This window comes from Silvanigrella aquatica (genome assembly GCF_001907975.1).
In the GTDB taxonomy this organism is placed as follows: Bacteria; Bdellovibrionota_B; Oligoflexia; order Silvanigrellales; family Silvanigrellaceae; genus Silvanigrella; species Silvanigrella aquatica.
Map to the genome: position 1 here is coordinate 1853782 of NZ_CP017834.1, position 16569 is coordinate 1870350.

The 16569-nt window shown below is 36.9% G+C and carries 15 protein-coding genes; 9 read left to right on the forward strand and 6 right to left on the reverse strand.

The window, feature by feature from the left end:
• Nucleotides 1-50 precede the first annotated feature (50 nt).
• From glsA to AXG55_RS07650, 3 genes are read left to right on the forward strand one after another with little or no spacing between them, the layout of a single operon-like run.
• Nucleotides 51-1076: a glutaminase A gene (gene glsA, locus AXG55_RS07640; protein WP_148697533.1), complete on the forward strand. Its 1026-nt coding sequence runs from the start codon at nt 51-53 to the stop codon at nt 1074-1076.
• Between the two features lie 51 nt (nt 1077-1127).
• Nucleotides 1128-2612: a methyl-accepting chemotaxis protein gene (locus tag AXG55_RS07645; protein ID WP_148697534.1), complete on the forward strand. Its 1485-nt coding sequence runs from the start codon at nt 1128-1130 to the stop codon at nt 2610-2612.
• 55 nt (nt 2613-2667) lie between these two features.
• Nucleotides 2668-3648, forward strand: coding sequence for a DUF7986 domain-containing protein (locus AXG55_RS07650; RefSeq protein ID WP_148697535.1), 981 nt, complete (start codon nt 2668-2670; stop codon nt 3646-3648).
• A gap of 15 nt (nt 3649-3663) precedes the next feature.
• On the opposite strand, the gene AXG55_RS07655 is transcribed toward AXG55_RS07650, so the two are convergent.
• Nucleotides 3664-4848 carry a metallophosphoesterase gene (locus tag AXG55_RS07655; RefSeq protein ID WP_148697536.1) on the reverse strand — a complete coding sequence of 395 codons (1185 nt, stop codon included), beginning with the start codon at nt 4846-4848 and terminating at the stop codon, nt 3664-3666.
• 49 nt (nt 4849-4897) lie between these two features.
• Nucleotides 4898-5896, reverse strand: coding sequence for a type 2 periplasmic-binding domain-containing protein (locus AXG55_RS07660; protein ID WP_148697537.1), 999 nt, complete (start codon nt 5894-5896; stop codon nt 4898-4900).
• Nucleotides 5897-6002: 106 nt separating this feature from the next.
• Here AXG55_RS07660 and AXG55_RS07665 point away from each other — a divergent pair, with 106 nt between their 5' ends.
• From AXG55_RS07665 to sppA, 3 genes are all read left to right on the forward strand, one after another.
• The gene (locus AXG55_RS07665) at nt 6003-7307 is read left to right on the forward strand and encodes a 30S ribosomal protein S1 (protein ID WP_148697538.1); all 1305 of its coding nucleotides are present in this window, start codon (nt 6003-6005) and stop codon (nt 7305-7307) included.
• Between the two features lie 162 nt (nt 7308-7469).
• Entirely contained in the window at nt 7470-9230 is a 1761-nt protein-coding gene (locus tag AXG55_RS07670; RefSeq protein ID WP_148697539.1) for a 30S ribosomal protein S1, read from the forward strand.
• 126 nt (nt 9231-9356) lie between these two features.
• Complete coding sequence (gene sppA / locus AXG55_RS07675) at nt 9357-10388, forward strand: signal peptide peptidase SppA (RefSeq protein WP_148697540.1); 1032 nt, start codon at nt 9357-9359, stop codon at nt 10386-10388.
• Here the strand turns inward: sppA and AXG55_RS07680 are convergent, their stop codons facing one another.
• A complete protein-coding gene (locus AXG55_RS07680) occupies nt 10389-10688 on the reverse strand; it encodes a YggT family protein (RefSeq protein WP_148697541.1) in 300 nt (99 codons plus the stop codon).
• Nucleotides 10689-10873: 185 nt separating this feature from the next.
• Here AXG55_RS07680 and AXG55_RS07685 point away from each other — a divergent pair, with 185 nt between their 5' ends.
• From AXG55_RS07685 to AXG55_RS07695, 3 genes are all read left to right on the forward strand, one after another.
• Nucleotides 10874-11884 (forward strand): Crp/Fnr family transcriptional regulator, encoded by a 1011-nt coding sequence (locus AXG55_RS07685; RefSeq protein ID WP_148697542.1) that lies wholly within the window; start codon nt 10874-10876, stop codon nt 11882-11884.
• Nucleotides 11885-11957: 73 nt separating this feature from the next.
• A complete protein-coding gene (locus tag AXG55_RS07690; RefSeq protein WP_148697543.1) occupies nt 11958-12965 on the forward strand; it encodes a chemotaxis protein in 1008 nt (335 codons plus the stop codon).
• Nucleotides 12962-13924 (forward strand): Crp/Fnr family transcriptional regulator, encoded by a 963-nt coding sequence (locus tag AXG55_RS07695; RefSeq protein ID WP_233231079.1) that lies wholly within the window; start codon nt 12962-12964, stop codon nt 13922-13924. The genes AXG55_RS07690 and AXG55_RS07695 overlap by 4 nt, the downstream gene beginning before the upstream one ends.
• Nucleotides 13925-13927: 3 nt before the next feature.
• Here the strand turns inward: AXG55_RS07695 and pstB are convergent, their stop codons facing one another.
• From pstB to pstC, 3 genes are read right to left on the reverse strand one after another with little or no spacing between them, the layout of a single operon-like run.
• Entirely contained in the window at nt 13928-14788 is an 861-nt protein-coding gene (gene pstB / locus AXG55_RS07700) for a phosphate ABC transporter ATP-binding protein PstB (protein ID WP_148697545.1), read from the reverse strand.
• Nucleotides 14785-15633, reverse strand: a complete 849-nt coding sequence (gene pstA, locus AXG55_RS07705) for a phosphate ABC transporter permease PstA (protein ID WP_148697546.1) — start codon at nt 15631-15633, stop codon at nt 14785-14787. Before pstA ends, pstB begins: the two co-directional genes overlap by 4 nt.
• Nucleotides 15633-16553, reverse strand: a complete 921-nt coding sequence (gene pstC, locus AXG55_RS07710) for a phosphate ABC transporter permease subunit PstC (protein ID WP_233231080.1) — start codon at nt 16551-16553, stop codon at nt 15633-15635. Before pstC ends, pstA begins: the two co-directional genes overlap by 1 nt.
• Nucleotides 16554-16569 lie beyond the last annotated feature (16 nt).

Consider the following 16569-nt stretch of genomic DNA (forward strand, 5'->3'; position numbering starts at 1 on the left):
GCCATAAAACTATTTAATCATTGTTTGAAAATAAAGGGAAAGGAATTTTAATGAAAAAATCAAATTTTGTAGCGAATTTAAGTTTGGTAATTATATCTGCGACAATAAATTTTTCAATTCATGCCGCTGATGCTGCTATAGATATCAAAAAAGGAATTAGCGAAAGCTATCAAAAATTTAAAGGAATTAAAGAGGGTAAAAACGCCGATTATATTCCTGATTTAGCAAAGGTAAACCCCTCCTTATTTAGTATTGCTATTGCCACAGTAGATGGAAAAATAGAATCAATTGGCGATGCCGAAACGACATTTTCCATTCAATCCATTTCGAAGCCTCTGATTTATGGATTAGCTTTAAAAGACAATGGAGAAAAATTAAATATTAAAGTAGGACTCAATGCAACAGGGCAAAAATTTAATTCTATTCAAGCGCTTGAATCCACTCAAAATCACATACAAAACCCTATGGTGAATGCGGGAGCAATTCAAGTCACAAGCTTTGTCAAAGGAAAAGATAGCAATGAAAAATGGCAAAAGGCTTTAAATTTCGTACAACAATTAGCTGAAGGCAAAAGTGGTGAAAAAAAACCTTATTTTGGCGAAGCAGTTTACAAATCAGAATCCTCCACAAATCTGCGTAATAAAGCCATATCCGATTTACTAAATGCTTACGGTATGATGGGAGGAGATCCTCTTGATGCTCTCGATCGCTATACAAAAGCATGCTCAATCATGATCACGACAAAACAATTGGCTATGATTGGTGCTACTTTAGCAAATCAAGGTACCAATCCCATAACAAAGAAAAATATTTTACAAACAGAATACGTAAAAGATGTTGTAGCAGAAATGTCCGTTAATGGTCTTTATGAAACCAGCGGTGAATGGTGGGTAAATGTGGGCGTCGCCTCAAAAAGTGGTGTCGGTGGCGGAATTCTTGCCGTCATTCCAAACAAAATGGCAATTGCGGTCTTTTCACCACCTCTTGATGGTGCAGGAAATAGCGTAAAAGCACAAGAAGTCATCAAATATTTATCTAAAAATTGGAAATTACACTTCTTAGATCTTATCAAATAAGAAGTCTATTTAGTTTTACACAATTATTGTTCATGACATAAGGAGTTATTGATGCTGAAAAAATTTAGTATCAGAAAAAAAATGACCCTCTGGAATGTTTTAATTATAGTCATTTTTACTATTGTTCTATTTTTCTTATGTTATGACGCACTCGACCGTTCTCTTTTAGAAAAACAAAATAAAATAAAAGCTCTTACGGAATCTGCGGCTGGTATTGTTTATAAATATATTAAATTAGAAAAAAATGGTGAGTTAACTCACGCCGAAGCTGTAGAAGCGGCATCAGAAAACGTCGAAGCCCTTCGTTTTGATGATGGAAATTACATTTTTATTGATGACTATGATCAAAGACAAATTGTTAACCCCACAAGACCCGAAAACAAAAACCAAATTCAACCAACTGATCCAGAAATGCTTAAAAGACTTCATAATATTATTGATAAAAATACTCCTGGAGAGTATTTTTATTATACCGCAAAAAAACCTGGAACATCAGAATTTCTACCAAAAATATCTTATATCGCTCCTATTACTGAATGGAAGTGGACTATTGGAACAGGGGTTTATATGGATGACATTGCGGCGCAAAAAACAAGTTATATTATTGAAATATCCATAATATGTGCTTTAATTTTCATATTTCTTATGATCATTGCAACATTATTTTCAAATTCCATGACTGTTCCCTTAGCAAAATTATCGGCCTCTCTCCTAAATTCATCTAATGAGATGGAAACAAAATCTTTAAATCTATCAAAAATGAGTGAAGAAGTTGGAAATTCTTCTAAATCACAAGCCGATTCCATACAAGAAACGGCAGCTGCTATTGCCGAAGTAACAAGCATGATCGCACGCACTTCTAAGCTCACAGAGCAATCCGATGAGTTAGCACACATTATTGCTAACGGAACAAAAGAAGGAGGAGAAGCTGTAACACGAATGGTGTCAGCAATGGAGTCCATTCAAGAATCCAGCCAAAGACTTTCTGATATTGAAACCATTATCAAACAAATTGAAAGCAAAACCATGGTAATTAATGAAATTGTTTCTAAAACGGAACTATTATCATTAAATGCATCCATTGAAGCTGCCAGAGCTGGTGAATATGGCAAAGGATTTGCTGTGGTTGCTGAAGAAGTGGGAAATTTAGCAAATACCAGTGGAAAGTCTTCAAATGAAATTCGAGAACTTCTCGAAAAAAGCAGAAACAGTGTGCAAGAAATTTTACATTTGACAGTGCAACGCGTATCGGAAGGTCAGGAAAAAACAAAATCGGTTGCCACAACATTTGAAAAAATTACAGTTGATGTAAACAACATCAATACGCAAATGCAACAAATTACCGAAGCAACAAAGGAACAAGAAATTGGTGTAAAACAAATTGCTACTGCCATGGCAAGAATTGACTCCTCTGCAATTAATAACTTATCAAACGCCGAAAAATCAGTTATAGCTGCTACTGAGGTCTTTGAGATCAGTAAAGTACTGAAGTCTATTTCTAAAGAAACTGAAGAAATTATATTTGGAAAAGCGTAATTTATTCAAAAATAAATTATGTCTTTAAAGAAGATGATTGTTCAAGAGGATTGTTATGCCTGCTCATCATTGTCAAGACATATTACGTATTTTATCTGAATATTCTTTAAAACCAGAATTTAAGCTAGAAAGACAAATTGCGCGTGAACTCTTTACAATTTCAACTGGAAAAGTAAACGATGATGATCCTTTTTTTGAACAACGTATGTCCTCATTTCAAGAATTTTTTGTTTTTGAATATCGACTGTCAGAAGGATTTTCAGGATCAACCGTTTTTGAGACCTTTCTTTACAATGGCCAAAGTTGTTATTCATTAGATGAAATTGTTAAGTTTGAGCAATTTCGAAACTTTAGACATTCTTTATTTCAAGTTGAATCGCATAAAGATGATTGTCTCATTGTAAAAGATCTTATCGCAGATCGTGTCGACACAGTGTATCCTTTGCCCGATTATTCTTTTGCCGGATTCGATTTAAAGCAAATATTTGATGGCAGACTTATCAATTATGAAAGCAAAAATTATTTTACAAAATCATTTATTTTACATTCAAAACTTGTCAAGCATATTATTGAAAAAAATATAGATGAATTTTTAAAAGGTACCATTTATTGTCAAGCACAAAAAAAGATAGACTGGCGCGAAGAACTTGGCAGAAGAAATAATCTTCTTTCTTCAGTAACAAATCAAAAGCTTGAAATTCAACATGCGGGAAGAAAAAAATCTATCGATCTTCTTAACGTAACAAAAAAATTAGCTGACATGCCGCGCACTATTAGCTCAAGAAATTTAATTATGTCTCTAGGTATGAAAGAAGATGCTTCACCTTTTGTTCCCGAAACTTTATTCTACGATATTTTACCCTTATTACATGGTCTTGCTTATTGTGAAATTAGAAGTTATCGCTACAAACACATTGATCCCATTAAAATTTATGAAATGGGAACAGATAAATATCTCGACATCCCAGGAATTCCAAAAGTAACAAAACTAGATGACGAAAGCAATATTGAGAACTTAGGTATAAAGCCTGCTTAAATCCATTTTGTTACTTTATACGTTTGTAAAAAATATCTGTGTGATTTCTGAATCAGAGCCCAGTCGTGCGGGCGGCCCCCAATATCCTGTGCCACGGCTCACATAAACCCACATATTTTCATACATTGTAAGTCCTGCTCTAAAGCTTTGAATAAGATGAATAAGCCAAGTCCCTGGCCAAAATTGACCGCCGTGCGTATGTCCTGATATTTGTAGATGATAAAAACCCAGTTTTGCAGCTTCAAAAGCACTATTGGGTTGATGGGCGAGTAAAATTTTTAAATGTGCTTGAGAAGAAGCCCCCACAATGGATTTTTCCGGATCCATTTTTTGCTTAGGGTCAAAATTCTCTGCTCTTAAATCTGTCAATCCTCCAATGACAACATGAGCATCACCGACATTAAAACTTCTATTTTCATTCCCTAAATAAATGCTTCCCAAAGATTTCATATATTCAATCCAACCTAATGAATCCCAGTAATATTCATGATTTCCTGTGACGTAATAAACACCATATTTTGCTTTTAATTTGCCTAGGGGCGCAACAAAGTTTTTTATTTGATCGACAAAGCCATCGACGAGGTCACCTGTTATGACAATAACATCAGGATTTAAAGAATTAACGCGCTCAACCACCGCCTCAACATAATTCAGGCCAATTGTTTGTCCTATATGAAAATCGGTAAGCTGCACCACCTGAAATGATCTTAAATCGGGATGCAAATTTTTTAGTGGAACAAAAACTTTTTTTACATCAGGAATTTTTCTGGCATTATAAAAAGCAATTCCACTTATAATACTAGCACAACCTAGTGCTATAAATTGTAAAAAACTTCTTCTATTTATATCAATTTTTGAATTTCTATTTTTTAAATGATTTTTTCTTCTTAAAAAATAAAATATATATCTCGATAAAAATAAAACATCAGCAACAAAAAAACAAGTTAAGAGAAAAAACATAAAACCTAATAATGTATAACTTATCCATTCAATATAATAAAAATTTTCTGGAATATTACCTTGCCATCGCAAATACCGCATCCCCCAAAATCCCGCATTAACAATAATCATGAATATAAAAACACTTATGTAAATTAAATAATTTCTTTTAGGATGGAGCATTTTAATAAATGATATACATAAATAAATATAAGAAAAAATCAAAAAAGCAAACACGACAAATATTCTTAAATAATCCATTTTAAATTCCTTTTAAAAGATTAATTATTTTTCAAATGAAAATACCTAATTATTTTTTATAAAATTCATTTAATATATTTTCAATTCTTCTTGGGATTGGGATATCATCATCATAAAGCACCCAATTTTTTGTGGCAGAACCTTCAAAATTTAAAGTATTAAAATTCAAAAAGTTTTCATTAACAATTAAATTTTCTTTTCTTCTATTCAAAAACTTAACAAAGCTTTGCGCTAAAGGCTCTTGAACCGTATCTGATACAATACCAACACCCATGCGATCGTAATACGTTACTTTTGCAGGAACGACAAATTTTAAATCAGAAATCACTTTTTTTAATTTTAAATAATCTGAGCGAAATATGACCGCAGCTTCAATTTTATTTCCTAAAAAAGCAAGTTCTAAAGGATAGTCTATATTTGCACTTTGTAACTTCAAACTTTGCAGCCATTTTAAAGTTGGTTCGGGTATAAACCAGGATGAAGTCGTAATCTCTTTGCTCGTGGCGAGTAAAGCTAAAAGGAGTTGGTGTTTAGGAAAATTTGAGACAAAAACCCTTTGCCGCCAATAGGGATTTTCATCGGGATTAATAAGCCAATCCCAAGAAACTTGGCCTCTCTTTAATACAAAATTCTTTTTATTAAAGGCAATACCCATGGGATCAGCCATGAGAGTTAAATAGGAACGCCCATCCAAATTCAAGCGCGACTTACTCTGAAGAGGATAGGTCGCGTTGATGGTCCCTGAAAATATAGCTTCATCATTTAATGAACGCAATTGTCTTTGCAAGAAGAGTCTTTGTAAAACACGTTCATCGGATATGACAACATCATAATTCCTTAATCCCGCTCGCAAACGTGATTCATATTCATAACGACTTCCTACAAATTCTATGCGGACATTGGAGCGACTTTCCTCCTCAAACTGAGCAATAACCTTAGGGGAAAGTACACCGATGGGAGCCAACAAATTTAAAACAGGTTTGAAAGCAGCAGAATTTGCTGAAAAATTCAAAATTATTAAAAATACTAAAACAAAAAATTGAAGCAAGCCTCGCCTCCTTCCATAACATTTGATCTTATATCCACATTATGGCACAAAAGGCTTCTTAATGCTTGGCGCATAAGTTAAAGCAATCAACAAGGACGAACCACCCATGGCACAATTTAGGTACTTCGATAAAGAAGAAAATGCCCGCGATCCTTTCGCTGGTGCAGCAGAAGAAACAAACGAATTTGAACAACTCCTTCAGGATGATAAGAATATTCCTTCCTCTCGCCGTTATCGTATGGGCGAATCCGTTGAAGGCTCTGTCATTTCCACGAGTCCCGAGTTTGTCTTTATTGACCTGGGTGGAAAAAGTTCAGCGACCTTATCAACAGATGAATTTACCAGCTCAGGACTTTCCACTCCCAAGGTGGGAGAAAAAATATCCGCTTTTGTCCGTTCCGATAACGGATCCGAAATTTTATTGACACGCACTCTACGCCGCAATGAAGTCGATGACTCCTTACTAAGAAACGCTTATGAAGCACATATTCCTGTGGAAGCAAAAGTAGAAAAAGTGATTAAGGGCGGATTTGAAGCCACAGTAGGCTCTAAAAGATGCTTTGTACCTCTAGGACAAATGGACATCACTCATTTTGATAACCCTGAAATTTTTGTTGGAAACACCTTTAAGTTCAACATTACCGAAATGAAAGGACGCAATATCGTTCTTTCTCGTAAAGCTATTTTGCGTGAGGAAATGGACAGCAAAATTTCACAAATTCTTGAAAAACTCGAAGTGGGTCAAAGCCACGTAGCAACCATCACACGCCTTGTGGATTTTGGCGCGTTTGCCTCTATTGATGGCGTAGAAGGCCTTATTCCTCTAAGCGAACTTGCTTGGAAAAGAATTAAAAAAGCCGAAGAAATTGTACGCTTAGGTGAACAAGTAAATGTAAAAATCATAAAAATAGAACGCGCACCTAAACTTAAAATTGCTTTCACCCTAAAGGACGCTAACGAAGATCCTTGGATAGCCAACGCCACCCGCTTACATCCTGGTGCAATTTTACAAGGAACTGTGGTGCGCATGATTGACGGCGGCGCTTTTGTCAACGTAGCCGAAGGCGTCGATGGCCTTGTTCCTATTCACCAAATTACTTGGGAAAAACGCATTAGCCATCCCAAAGAAATGCTTTCCGAAGGTCAGGCCGTCAAAGTGCATGTGCTTGCAGCCGATTTAGGATCCCGTCGTTTGAGTTTATCTATTAAAGGACCTATGCCTGAAGAACTCATGAATAAATTCAAAGGCAAAAAACGCGATGATATTTCTGCTATGAGTGATGAAGACAAAAATCTCATGAAACAATGGGAAGAATATAAGTCCCATGAAGCAAAAATCTTAGTTCCTACCAATCGAGAAGAAACAAGTATTTTTGCATCGGCTTTTAAGCGTGCTCAAAAGAAGAAATAATAATTAAACTATACAAAATGATATGAATATGCTACGTTCATGCGGAATTACGCATGAACCTGCGTATCCGTATTTAACCATGCCAAATTATTGGCTTTTTCCCGTAAAACAACAACCTTAATCAAAATGTTTTGCGGCACACTAGAAAGGTATTCTGCTCATATGGCAAGTCTCCACTCCGATATCTCTAAGAAAAAAGTAAATTACAACTCCCTCGAATGGCTCGACGAAGACGTTGACTTCTTATCTCAAGAAGAAATGCCAGATGGATTTGCTGCTCTTTTCAAAGCTCAAGAAGAGTCACAAAACGTTATTAAAGAAGGTCAAGTTGTTAAAGGCCGCATCATCGAAATCAAAGATGACAGCGTTGTTATCGACATCGGCCACAAATCTGCGGGTGAAATTCCAAAAAGTGAATTCACAGGCGAAACAGGTTTATTCACCCTTAAAGTGAACGACGTGGTTGACGTTTTTGTTGACGTTTTTGAAGATGACGAAGGCGAACTTGTTCTTTCTAAAGACAAAGCAGACATGCTCAAAGCATGGGATCGCATCTCTGAAGCATTTGAAAAAGACGAACTTGTTGAAGGCAAAATCGTGGGTCGCGTAAAAGGCGGTCTTTCTGTTGATATTGGCGTGAAAGCATTCCTTCCTGGTTCTCAAGTGGACTTACGTCCCGTACGCAACCTTGAAAAACTTCTTGGCCAAGTTCTTCAATTCAAAATCATTAAGTTTAATAAAAAACGTGGCAACATCGTTCTTTCTCGCCGTGTTCTTCTCGAGCAAGATCGTGAGCGTATGCGCAGCGAAACTCTTAAGGGTCTTCAAGTTGGCTCTTCCATGCTTGGTATCGTTAAGAACATCACTGACTACGGCGCGTTTATCGATCTCGGCGGTATTGACGGACTTCTCCATATCACAGATATGTCATGGGGACGCCTCAACAGTCCTTCCGAAGTTCTCAACGTCGGCGACGAAATCAACGTCAAAGTACTCAGCTTCGATCCTTCAAGCAACCGCGTTTCTCTCGGCTTGAAACAACTTCAAAACGACCCATGGGTTTCTGTTGCTGAAAAATACGCTTCTGCACAACGCCTCCGCGGTAAAGTTGTGAGCCTTACAGACTACGGCGCTTTCGTTGAACTTGAGCCCGGCGTTGAAGGCCTTATCCACGTTACTGAAATGACTTGGAACCGCCGTATCAAACACCCAAGCAAAATTGTAAACATCGGCGACGAAGTTGAAGTTGTTGTTCTTGCTGTTGATCTCGAAAACCACCGCATTTCTCTTGGCATGAAACAAACAGAACCAAATCCTTGGGAAATCGTAACTCAAAAATACCAAGTAAATGATGTTATACGCGGTAAAATCCGTAACATCACAGACTTCGGCATTTTCGTTGGTATCGAAGAAGGTGTTGACGGTTTAATCCACGTTTCCGACATCAGCTACACAGAACGCATTAAGCATCCTCAAGACCTTTACAAAAAAGGTGATGAAGTAGAAGCTAAAGTTCTTCAAATTGATGTTGAAAATATGCGCTTTTCACTTGGCATTAAGCAATTAGGCGAAGACCCTTACGAAGTTGCTGCGAAAAAACTTCTTCCTGGTACAAAAGGAAAAGGTAAAATAACACGCATGGCTGAATTTGGTGCCTTTGTTGAAATCGCTCCGGGCGTTGAAGGTCTTGTTCACACAACAGAACTTGAAAACCCAAGCGTTGCTATCGATACTGAAATTGATTATGTTATTCTCAGCGTCGATTATGCAGAACGTCGTTTTGAGCTTTCACAAAAAGCAGCAACACGCGGCCTTGATGAAACTCACAACAAAGTCATTCAAGCAGCATTAAATAGTGACGCTCCACAAAATAGCTTTGCCGAAGCATTTGCACGCGCGAAAGCAACAAAGGATAGCAATTAATAGCAATATTAATTTAATGCCCCCGAAATATACACGCACTCTTGAAATTTTGTGTTAATCTAACAAAGTTTCAAGAGTTTATTTATTTGTAAGGTATTTAAATTCAATTTCTTTTGGAAGGATACTATGAATTCTTTATCTCACGATCAAAATCACCCCCCCGAAAAACGTTCAAACAAATTTCTCGGAACCATAAAATCTGTTTTTGCAACTATTGGTGCCCTCACCATCGCTTTTATTCTATTACTAAGCCTTATCACTGGTTTTGCCATATACTCTATTTCAAGTGGCATGAAATCTATTTCCACATCATTAAATCCCTCCATGGCGAGCAAATTATCCTTTACCTTGCCACATTTGAACAGCCCCTATATTGCAGGCATTCGACTTGAAGGCGAAATTTCTAGCGATATCGCCGAAAATGTGATTCAAAAATTAAACAACGCTCGTGATGACAAAAACGCTATTGGCATTTTATTCGAAGTAAATAGCCCAGGCGGTTCCGTTGTAGCAAGCCAAGAAATTTACGACACCATCAAAGACATCACAAAGCAAAAACCCATTGTAACTTATGTTAGAGAAGTCGCAGCAAGTGGTGCTTATTATTCCAGTGCATCTTCAAGTAAAATTGTTGCTAATCGCGGCAGTATTATTGGCAGCATTGGGGTCATCATGAATGGCTTTGAAGCGGACAAACTCATACAATTTTTAAAGGTCAATCCTGTTGTGATTAAAACAGGAGCCTTGAAAGACACAGGCTCTCCCACTCGTCCCATGACAGAAAAAGACAAGCAATATCTTCAAGAATTAATAGAAGAAACTCGCATGCAATTTGCCGACGACGTGAAACAAGCACGTAAAACAAGCGATTCCACAATGAAATTCATGTCCGATGGACGCGTTATATTAGGGCCTCAAGCACTTAATTTAAAATTAGTCGACGCTGTGGGAACAAAACAAACCGCTTTGGAGCAAGTTGCTTCACTTGCAAAATTTAAAACAGCTCCTGATTTATTTTATTATGAAGATATTCAATCTTTTTCTGATTTATTTACACAAAAATTATCAGGAAGTGCGGCACATATTTTAAGAGAATCGATTTTAGGAATCACTTCTTTTTCTCAAAGTAACAGTAGAGTGCCTAAAGCGGAATATTAATTAAACAAAAAAACCTAGATGGTTTGCAATTGTTTGCACAATTATCATCAAACATCCCACTGCCAAAATCAGAACTATGGGCGATAAATCGTAAAATCCATGCTGACTTCTCACAATAAGTTTTGGAAATTTTCTAACAACATAACGACATGGCGGAGAAGTCAAAGCATTTAAAAATCCAACTAATGGGTTGGAGGGATTTGCACCCACTAAACTTAAAATTCCAGTGATAATTAAACATAACATATAAAAATATAATAAATAATAAGTTATTTTTAAGAGAATCTCTATTAAAATCATGCCTCTCTCCTTGAGGAAAATTAAAAAATCATAAAATCTATAAACAACTTAAATATATTATACAAAATTCAAAAATGATAAAGCAAAAAAATCTTAAGTCAATTTAACTTTAATATAGATTTTAACTTAATTTCCGAAAAGTATCATGAGTCATTATCTGTTTAGTTGCTAATAAGGTAATATGAGTGAAAAACGCAAGTATTGTGCTACCACCAAAAACAATAGTCGTACAAGAAGGGGATGAAACCAAAGGAATTTACGTTATTCAAGAAGGAAAAGTGGAACTCTACAAAACTGTCGAAGGATTTGAAATTCCACTAGGAGAAATTTCCCGAGGTCAAATTATTGGACTTGCCACATCCATCAACCGAGAAAGACATGTTGTTACCGCACGCACAATTATACAAACCGTTGCCCTATTCTACCCCGTCGAAGCCATTACACCTTTTTTTAATGAAGTGAACCCCATAGTAGGAGTTTTTGTTAAAGCAGCTACAGAACGTATAAATAATATGGGTCAACAACTCGTTGATTCAAAAATGAACGAGCGAAGACTCATTAAAAGCACAGGCTCACCTCATCAGCATGCCGCTCAATTAGCTCATTTGCTTGCTGCTTTTGTAAGACAGGGCACCATTGAACACGATGATAATAAAATTTACCCTTTAAAATCATTTCTTATTAATGGTGAAATTATTCTTAATAAAAAATTTGATTATGTTGAAAAAATATTTAATTTATTTTCTTCAGGAGGACTAATAAAAGTCATATTTGATAAAAAATATGGAAATATTATTTTAAAACCTAATGTTCAACTCATTGAAGATTTCGCTGTATTTTCATCTACAATTGCAAAAAAAGGAATCGGCGGATTTATTCCTATAAAATCTCATAAATGGATTAGTGGACTCATTCGTATAAATAAACGTTACAAAGAAAGTAACGGAACATTTTTAAAACAAACCTTCGGAGGACTCATTGGAAAAGAATTGGGACGAGATGACGGTGAAGAAATTTTGATTCAACTGTTATCCCTCAAACTTCTTAGTGAAAAAGGAGCCGATCAGCAGAGTATGAAAATTATTTTAAATGCCCCCCAATTGCAAAAAAGAGTGATTTTTGAAAGTATTTGCCGCGGCGTAAATGACATCGACAAAATTAAAACCGAAGAAAAAGAAAAAAAGACACCGGAGTAACGAACTTTCCTCCAGAATCTTCTGAAATTACCGATAGGTTAACAGCTCATCATGTATTTTAGGAGACGACTTCGTGGCCATTGGCAGACCCATGTTTCAAGTGGGTAGCAACATTTTTGAACTTATCGAATTCACTGCGACTAAAACCAGTGTTGTTCCCACATCAGATAGAAAAACTCCTATTCTTTACGGCGTGAATGTTGCAAAAGTGCGCGAAGTGATTCGTTTGCCCATCATTGTTCCCTGTTTGACAAATGCTCCCGAAGTTTTGGGCGTATTTAATTTAAGGGGAGCACCCATTCCTGCCATTCATTTAGCAAAAGCTCTCGGCTACGATGATGAACCCGTCACTCCTTCCAGTCAGGTTATTGTCACTGAGTTTTCCAGCCGCAAAGCAGGATTTGTTGTTGCCGGAACCCGGCGCATCCGCCGTGTGAGCTGGGATAAGGTCTTACCACCTTCAAGCGATGCTTTTAATACCATTACGGGAATGATGCTCATTGAAAATCAAGATTTCATTTTCATTTTGGATTTTGAACGTATTTTACTTGATATTGAAAGCAGAAGTGGAGGGCAAGGCACATCGGCTTATGCCATTGAAGGAGCTTCACAAAGTGGTGCCTCTGCGCCAAACCAAGGAGGATCTCTTGGCGGCGCAAGCGCACCAGCGGCTTCAAAACGACCTCTCATTCTTGTGGTCGATGACTCTCCCACAGCGCGCCGCGCCATTTGTGAATTACTTAGAGGCATGCAATTAGATATTATCGAATATACAAATGCAGAAGCCGCTTGGAAAGATTTAAGCACCGCGGAAGAAGGTTCCGACTTAAGCAAAGTTCAACTTATTGTCAGCGACGTTGAAATGCCAAAATTAGATGGTTATTCCTTCGTAAAACGCATTCGTGGTAATGAAAAATTGAAAAAAATGCCCATTATTTTGCACTCCAGTTTAACCGGTGACGTTAATAAAGATCGTGCCAAACAAGCAGGAGCCGACGCTTATGTCGGTAAATTAAATAGAAAAGAAATTGTTGAGGCATTAAAAGCAGCGTTGCCCCCCACATGGACGGGCGCATCGTGAAACCAGAAACACTCACTTTTGCCCCCATGCAGATCATATTCAATGAAGGTGATGCCACCAACGGAATTTATCATGTCCAAGAAGGACAAATTGAAATTTATCGCGTACGTGAAAATACAGAAGTCGTTTTGGGAACTTTAAATCCGGGAGATGTTCTTGGTACTATTACACTATTTTCAAAAGAACCCCGCACAGCTTCCGCACGCGCCATTACGGGAACAACGGCTATTTTTTATCAAAGCGAAGGCTTAAGTGAAGCCTTTAAAACTCTGCCGGGTTGGTGCCAAGCGGTTATGAAAGATGCCATTGGACGCTTAAAACATGTCAATGAACTTTTAGTGACGACAAAGTTAAGTGAAAAAAATTTAATTCGCAATATAGGAACATCACATCATCATTGTGCGCAGCTTTCATATTTACTTGCGGCCTTAATTCGAAAAGGCACAATAATGAATGATAGTAATGAGCCCATTTTCCTAACAAATGATTTTTTAACTCAAGCTGAAAACATTTTAATGAAAAAATATAGTTACCTAGAAAGTATGTATAAAGCATTTGTTGATTGTGGACTTGTAAAAGAAATTAACGATAAAAAATATGGAAAAATATTAGTAAAACCAAATGCCGCTTTACTTGAAGAATATGCTGTATTTTCAATCAATATTTTTAAAAAAGGAACAACAGTATTTGTTTCTAAAAAATTTCATCCCTGGATGAGCACATTGGCGCGCATCAGTCGTAAAAATAATAATCAAAATACTTTTAAAAGAGAAGAAATTGCACTTTTATTACAAAGTGAATTAGGCAGACAAGATGGTGAAGTGATGATCGCAGATATGATTTTAAATCATATCTTGGAAGAAAAAAATAACCAAGTTACATTTATTCCAAATAAACTTCAAAAAACTGTAGTTTTTGAAAGTCTATCTCGTATTATAAAAGACATCAAACCAGTATAAAAATTAACCAAATTTCCCATGTACATAATCAAGTGATTGCTTGTCTTTTGGATTAGAAAAGAATGTTTTTGTATCACAAGCTTCTACTATTTCGCCATTACTCATAAAAACAGTATCATCGCTGGCACGCATAGCTTGCTGCATATTATGCGTTACCATAACAATAGTGAAATCTTTTTTAAGTTCCATAAGCAACTGTTCAATTTTTTGAGTAGAAATGGGATCGAGAGCGGAGCAAGGTTCATCTAAAAGTAGAATGTCAGGTTTTACGGCAATGGTACGTGCAATACAAAGACGTTGTTGCTGCCCACCGGATAAGCCTAAACCTGAAGAATGAAGGTGATCTTTTACTTCATCCCAAAGTGCAGCGGCGCGCAATGCCCATTCAACACGTTGATTAAGTTCTTTTTTAGATAATTTTTCATGCATTTTAACGGCAAAAGAAATATTTTCAAAAATAGTCATGGGAAATGGTGTTGGTTTTTGAAAAACCATACCTACTTTTGTGCGCAATTCATTTAAATCCACATTGGATTCTAAAATATTTTTACCATGAATTATGATACTGCCATATGCCTTTTGTTCAGGATAAAGACTATAAATACGATTAATGGTGCGTAATAATGTGGATTTACCTGACCCCGAAGGCCCAATGAGCGCCGTAATTTTATTTTTACGGAATGAAATATTAATATTTTTGAGGCGGTGCTTATTGCCATAATAAAAGTTGAGATCTTGAACAGAAATTTGTGAACTGTCTCTTAATACAACTAAATTGTCTAAGTTTCCCGAAGATTCAGCAGAAGGAGAAGAAGCCTGCCCTGAAAATTCAGAACGATGGAAAAATTTTGTAAAGAAGCTCATGAGCGTTTTCCCCCAGACTTAGCAAAGTAACGTGTTAAAACATTTAAAAATAAAACAACTACGGTAATAAGAAGGGCACCACCCCAAGCAAGATCTTGCCAATTTCTGTAAGGACTCATCGCGAATTGATAAATTGTTACAGGAAGGTTCGCAATGGGTTGTGAAAGATTCGTACTCCAAAATTGGTTATTTAATGAAGTAAATAAAAGCGGAGCAGTTTCGCCGGAAATACGAGCAACAGCAAGTAAAACTCCCGTTAAAATTCCTTGCTTTGATGCTCTCCAAGCAATGTGAATAATGACGCGCCATTTTGGCAGCCCAAGAGCAATAGCAGCTTCACGCAATTCGTTGGGAACGAGATTTAGCATATCCTCAGCACTGCGCGTGATAATAGGACAAGCGATCATGGCAAGGGAAATAGCGCCTGCAAATGCAGAATAATTCCCCATAGGATGGACAACAACGGTATAAACAAAGAGACCAACAATAATAGAAGGAGCGCTCAACCAAACGTCATTCACAAAACGAATGATAGAAGCAATTTTTTTGCCACGAGCGTATTCTGATAAAAATGTGGCCGCCAATATGCCTATAGGCGTCGCAACCAATACGGCTGCGGTCGTGATAATGAAACTTCCCACGATGGCATTTCTAAGACCTCCTGCAGGAGAATCGGGAGCGGGCGTATCAGATATAAAAAAGTGTAAATTTAATGCAGGAAATCCGTGAATAATAAGAGCATAAAATATAGAACTTAAAATAGTAATTCCGAATAACACAGAACTAATGCACAGCATTGAAAATATATTATTAGAAATTTTTCTTGTGACTTGCATTCGTTTCATCAGTGCGCACCTGCTTTCTTTCTATTTATACGTAACAAAAGTAACCTTGCGAACGCTAAGATTAAAAATGAAAGTACAAACAGAATCACACCGAGTTCAAGCAAGGAAGCAGGATACAAAAGCCCCGTTGCTTCGTTAAATTCATTAGCAATGGACGCTGAAATTGTTGTGCCTGGCATAAATAAAGAAGCCGTTAATTGCTTCGAATTCCCAATCACAAAGGTAACAGCCATAGTCTCACCCAGAGCTCTTCCCAAGCCCAGCATGATACTCCCAATCATTCCTTTGCGGACATAAGGAACAACGACTTTTCTTACAACTTCAAAACGTGTTGCCCCAATGCCGTAAGCGGCTTCTTTCAGGACAGGAGGAACAGAGCGAAACATATCAATTAATGTCGAAGAAATATAGGGGATAATCATAATTGCTAAGATGAGTCCCGCAGTAAAGATACCAATTCCCAAAGAAGGACCGCCAAAAAGGTCTTCCAAATATGGTATTCCCTGAGCCGCATCAGAAACAAAAGGTTGGACATGATCAGCTAAAAAAGGCGCAAGAACCAGAAGTCCCCACATACCATAAATGATACTTGGAATTCCGGCCATGAGATCGATTAAAGTGCGCACGATTTTAGAAATTTTCCCTTGTGATATTTCAGCAATAAATACAGCAATACCCAAACTCAAAGGCACTCCTAAAAGCATGGCAATAACCGAAGTCATTAATGTGCCACAAATAGCACTAAGAGCACCAAAATGACCATTGATAGGATCCCAGGAGTCACTCACTAAAAAATGAAAGCCAAACGCGTGGATTGAGGGAGCACTGGCAACACAAAGAGAAAATAAAACACACAATAGCAATAGGAATGCAAACCATGCAAAAATTCTTGTTAGGTTTGAAAAGACAAAATCTCCCAAAATCTATCTCCAATAA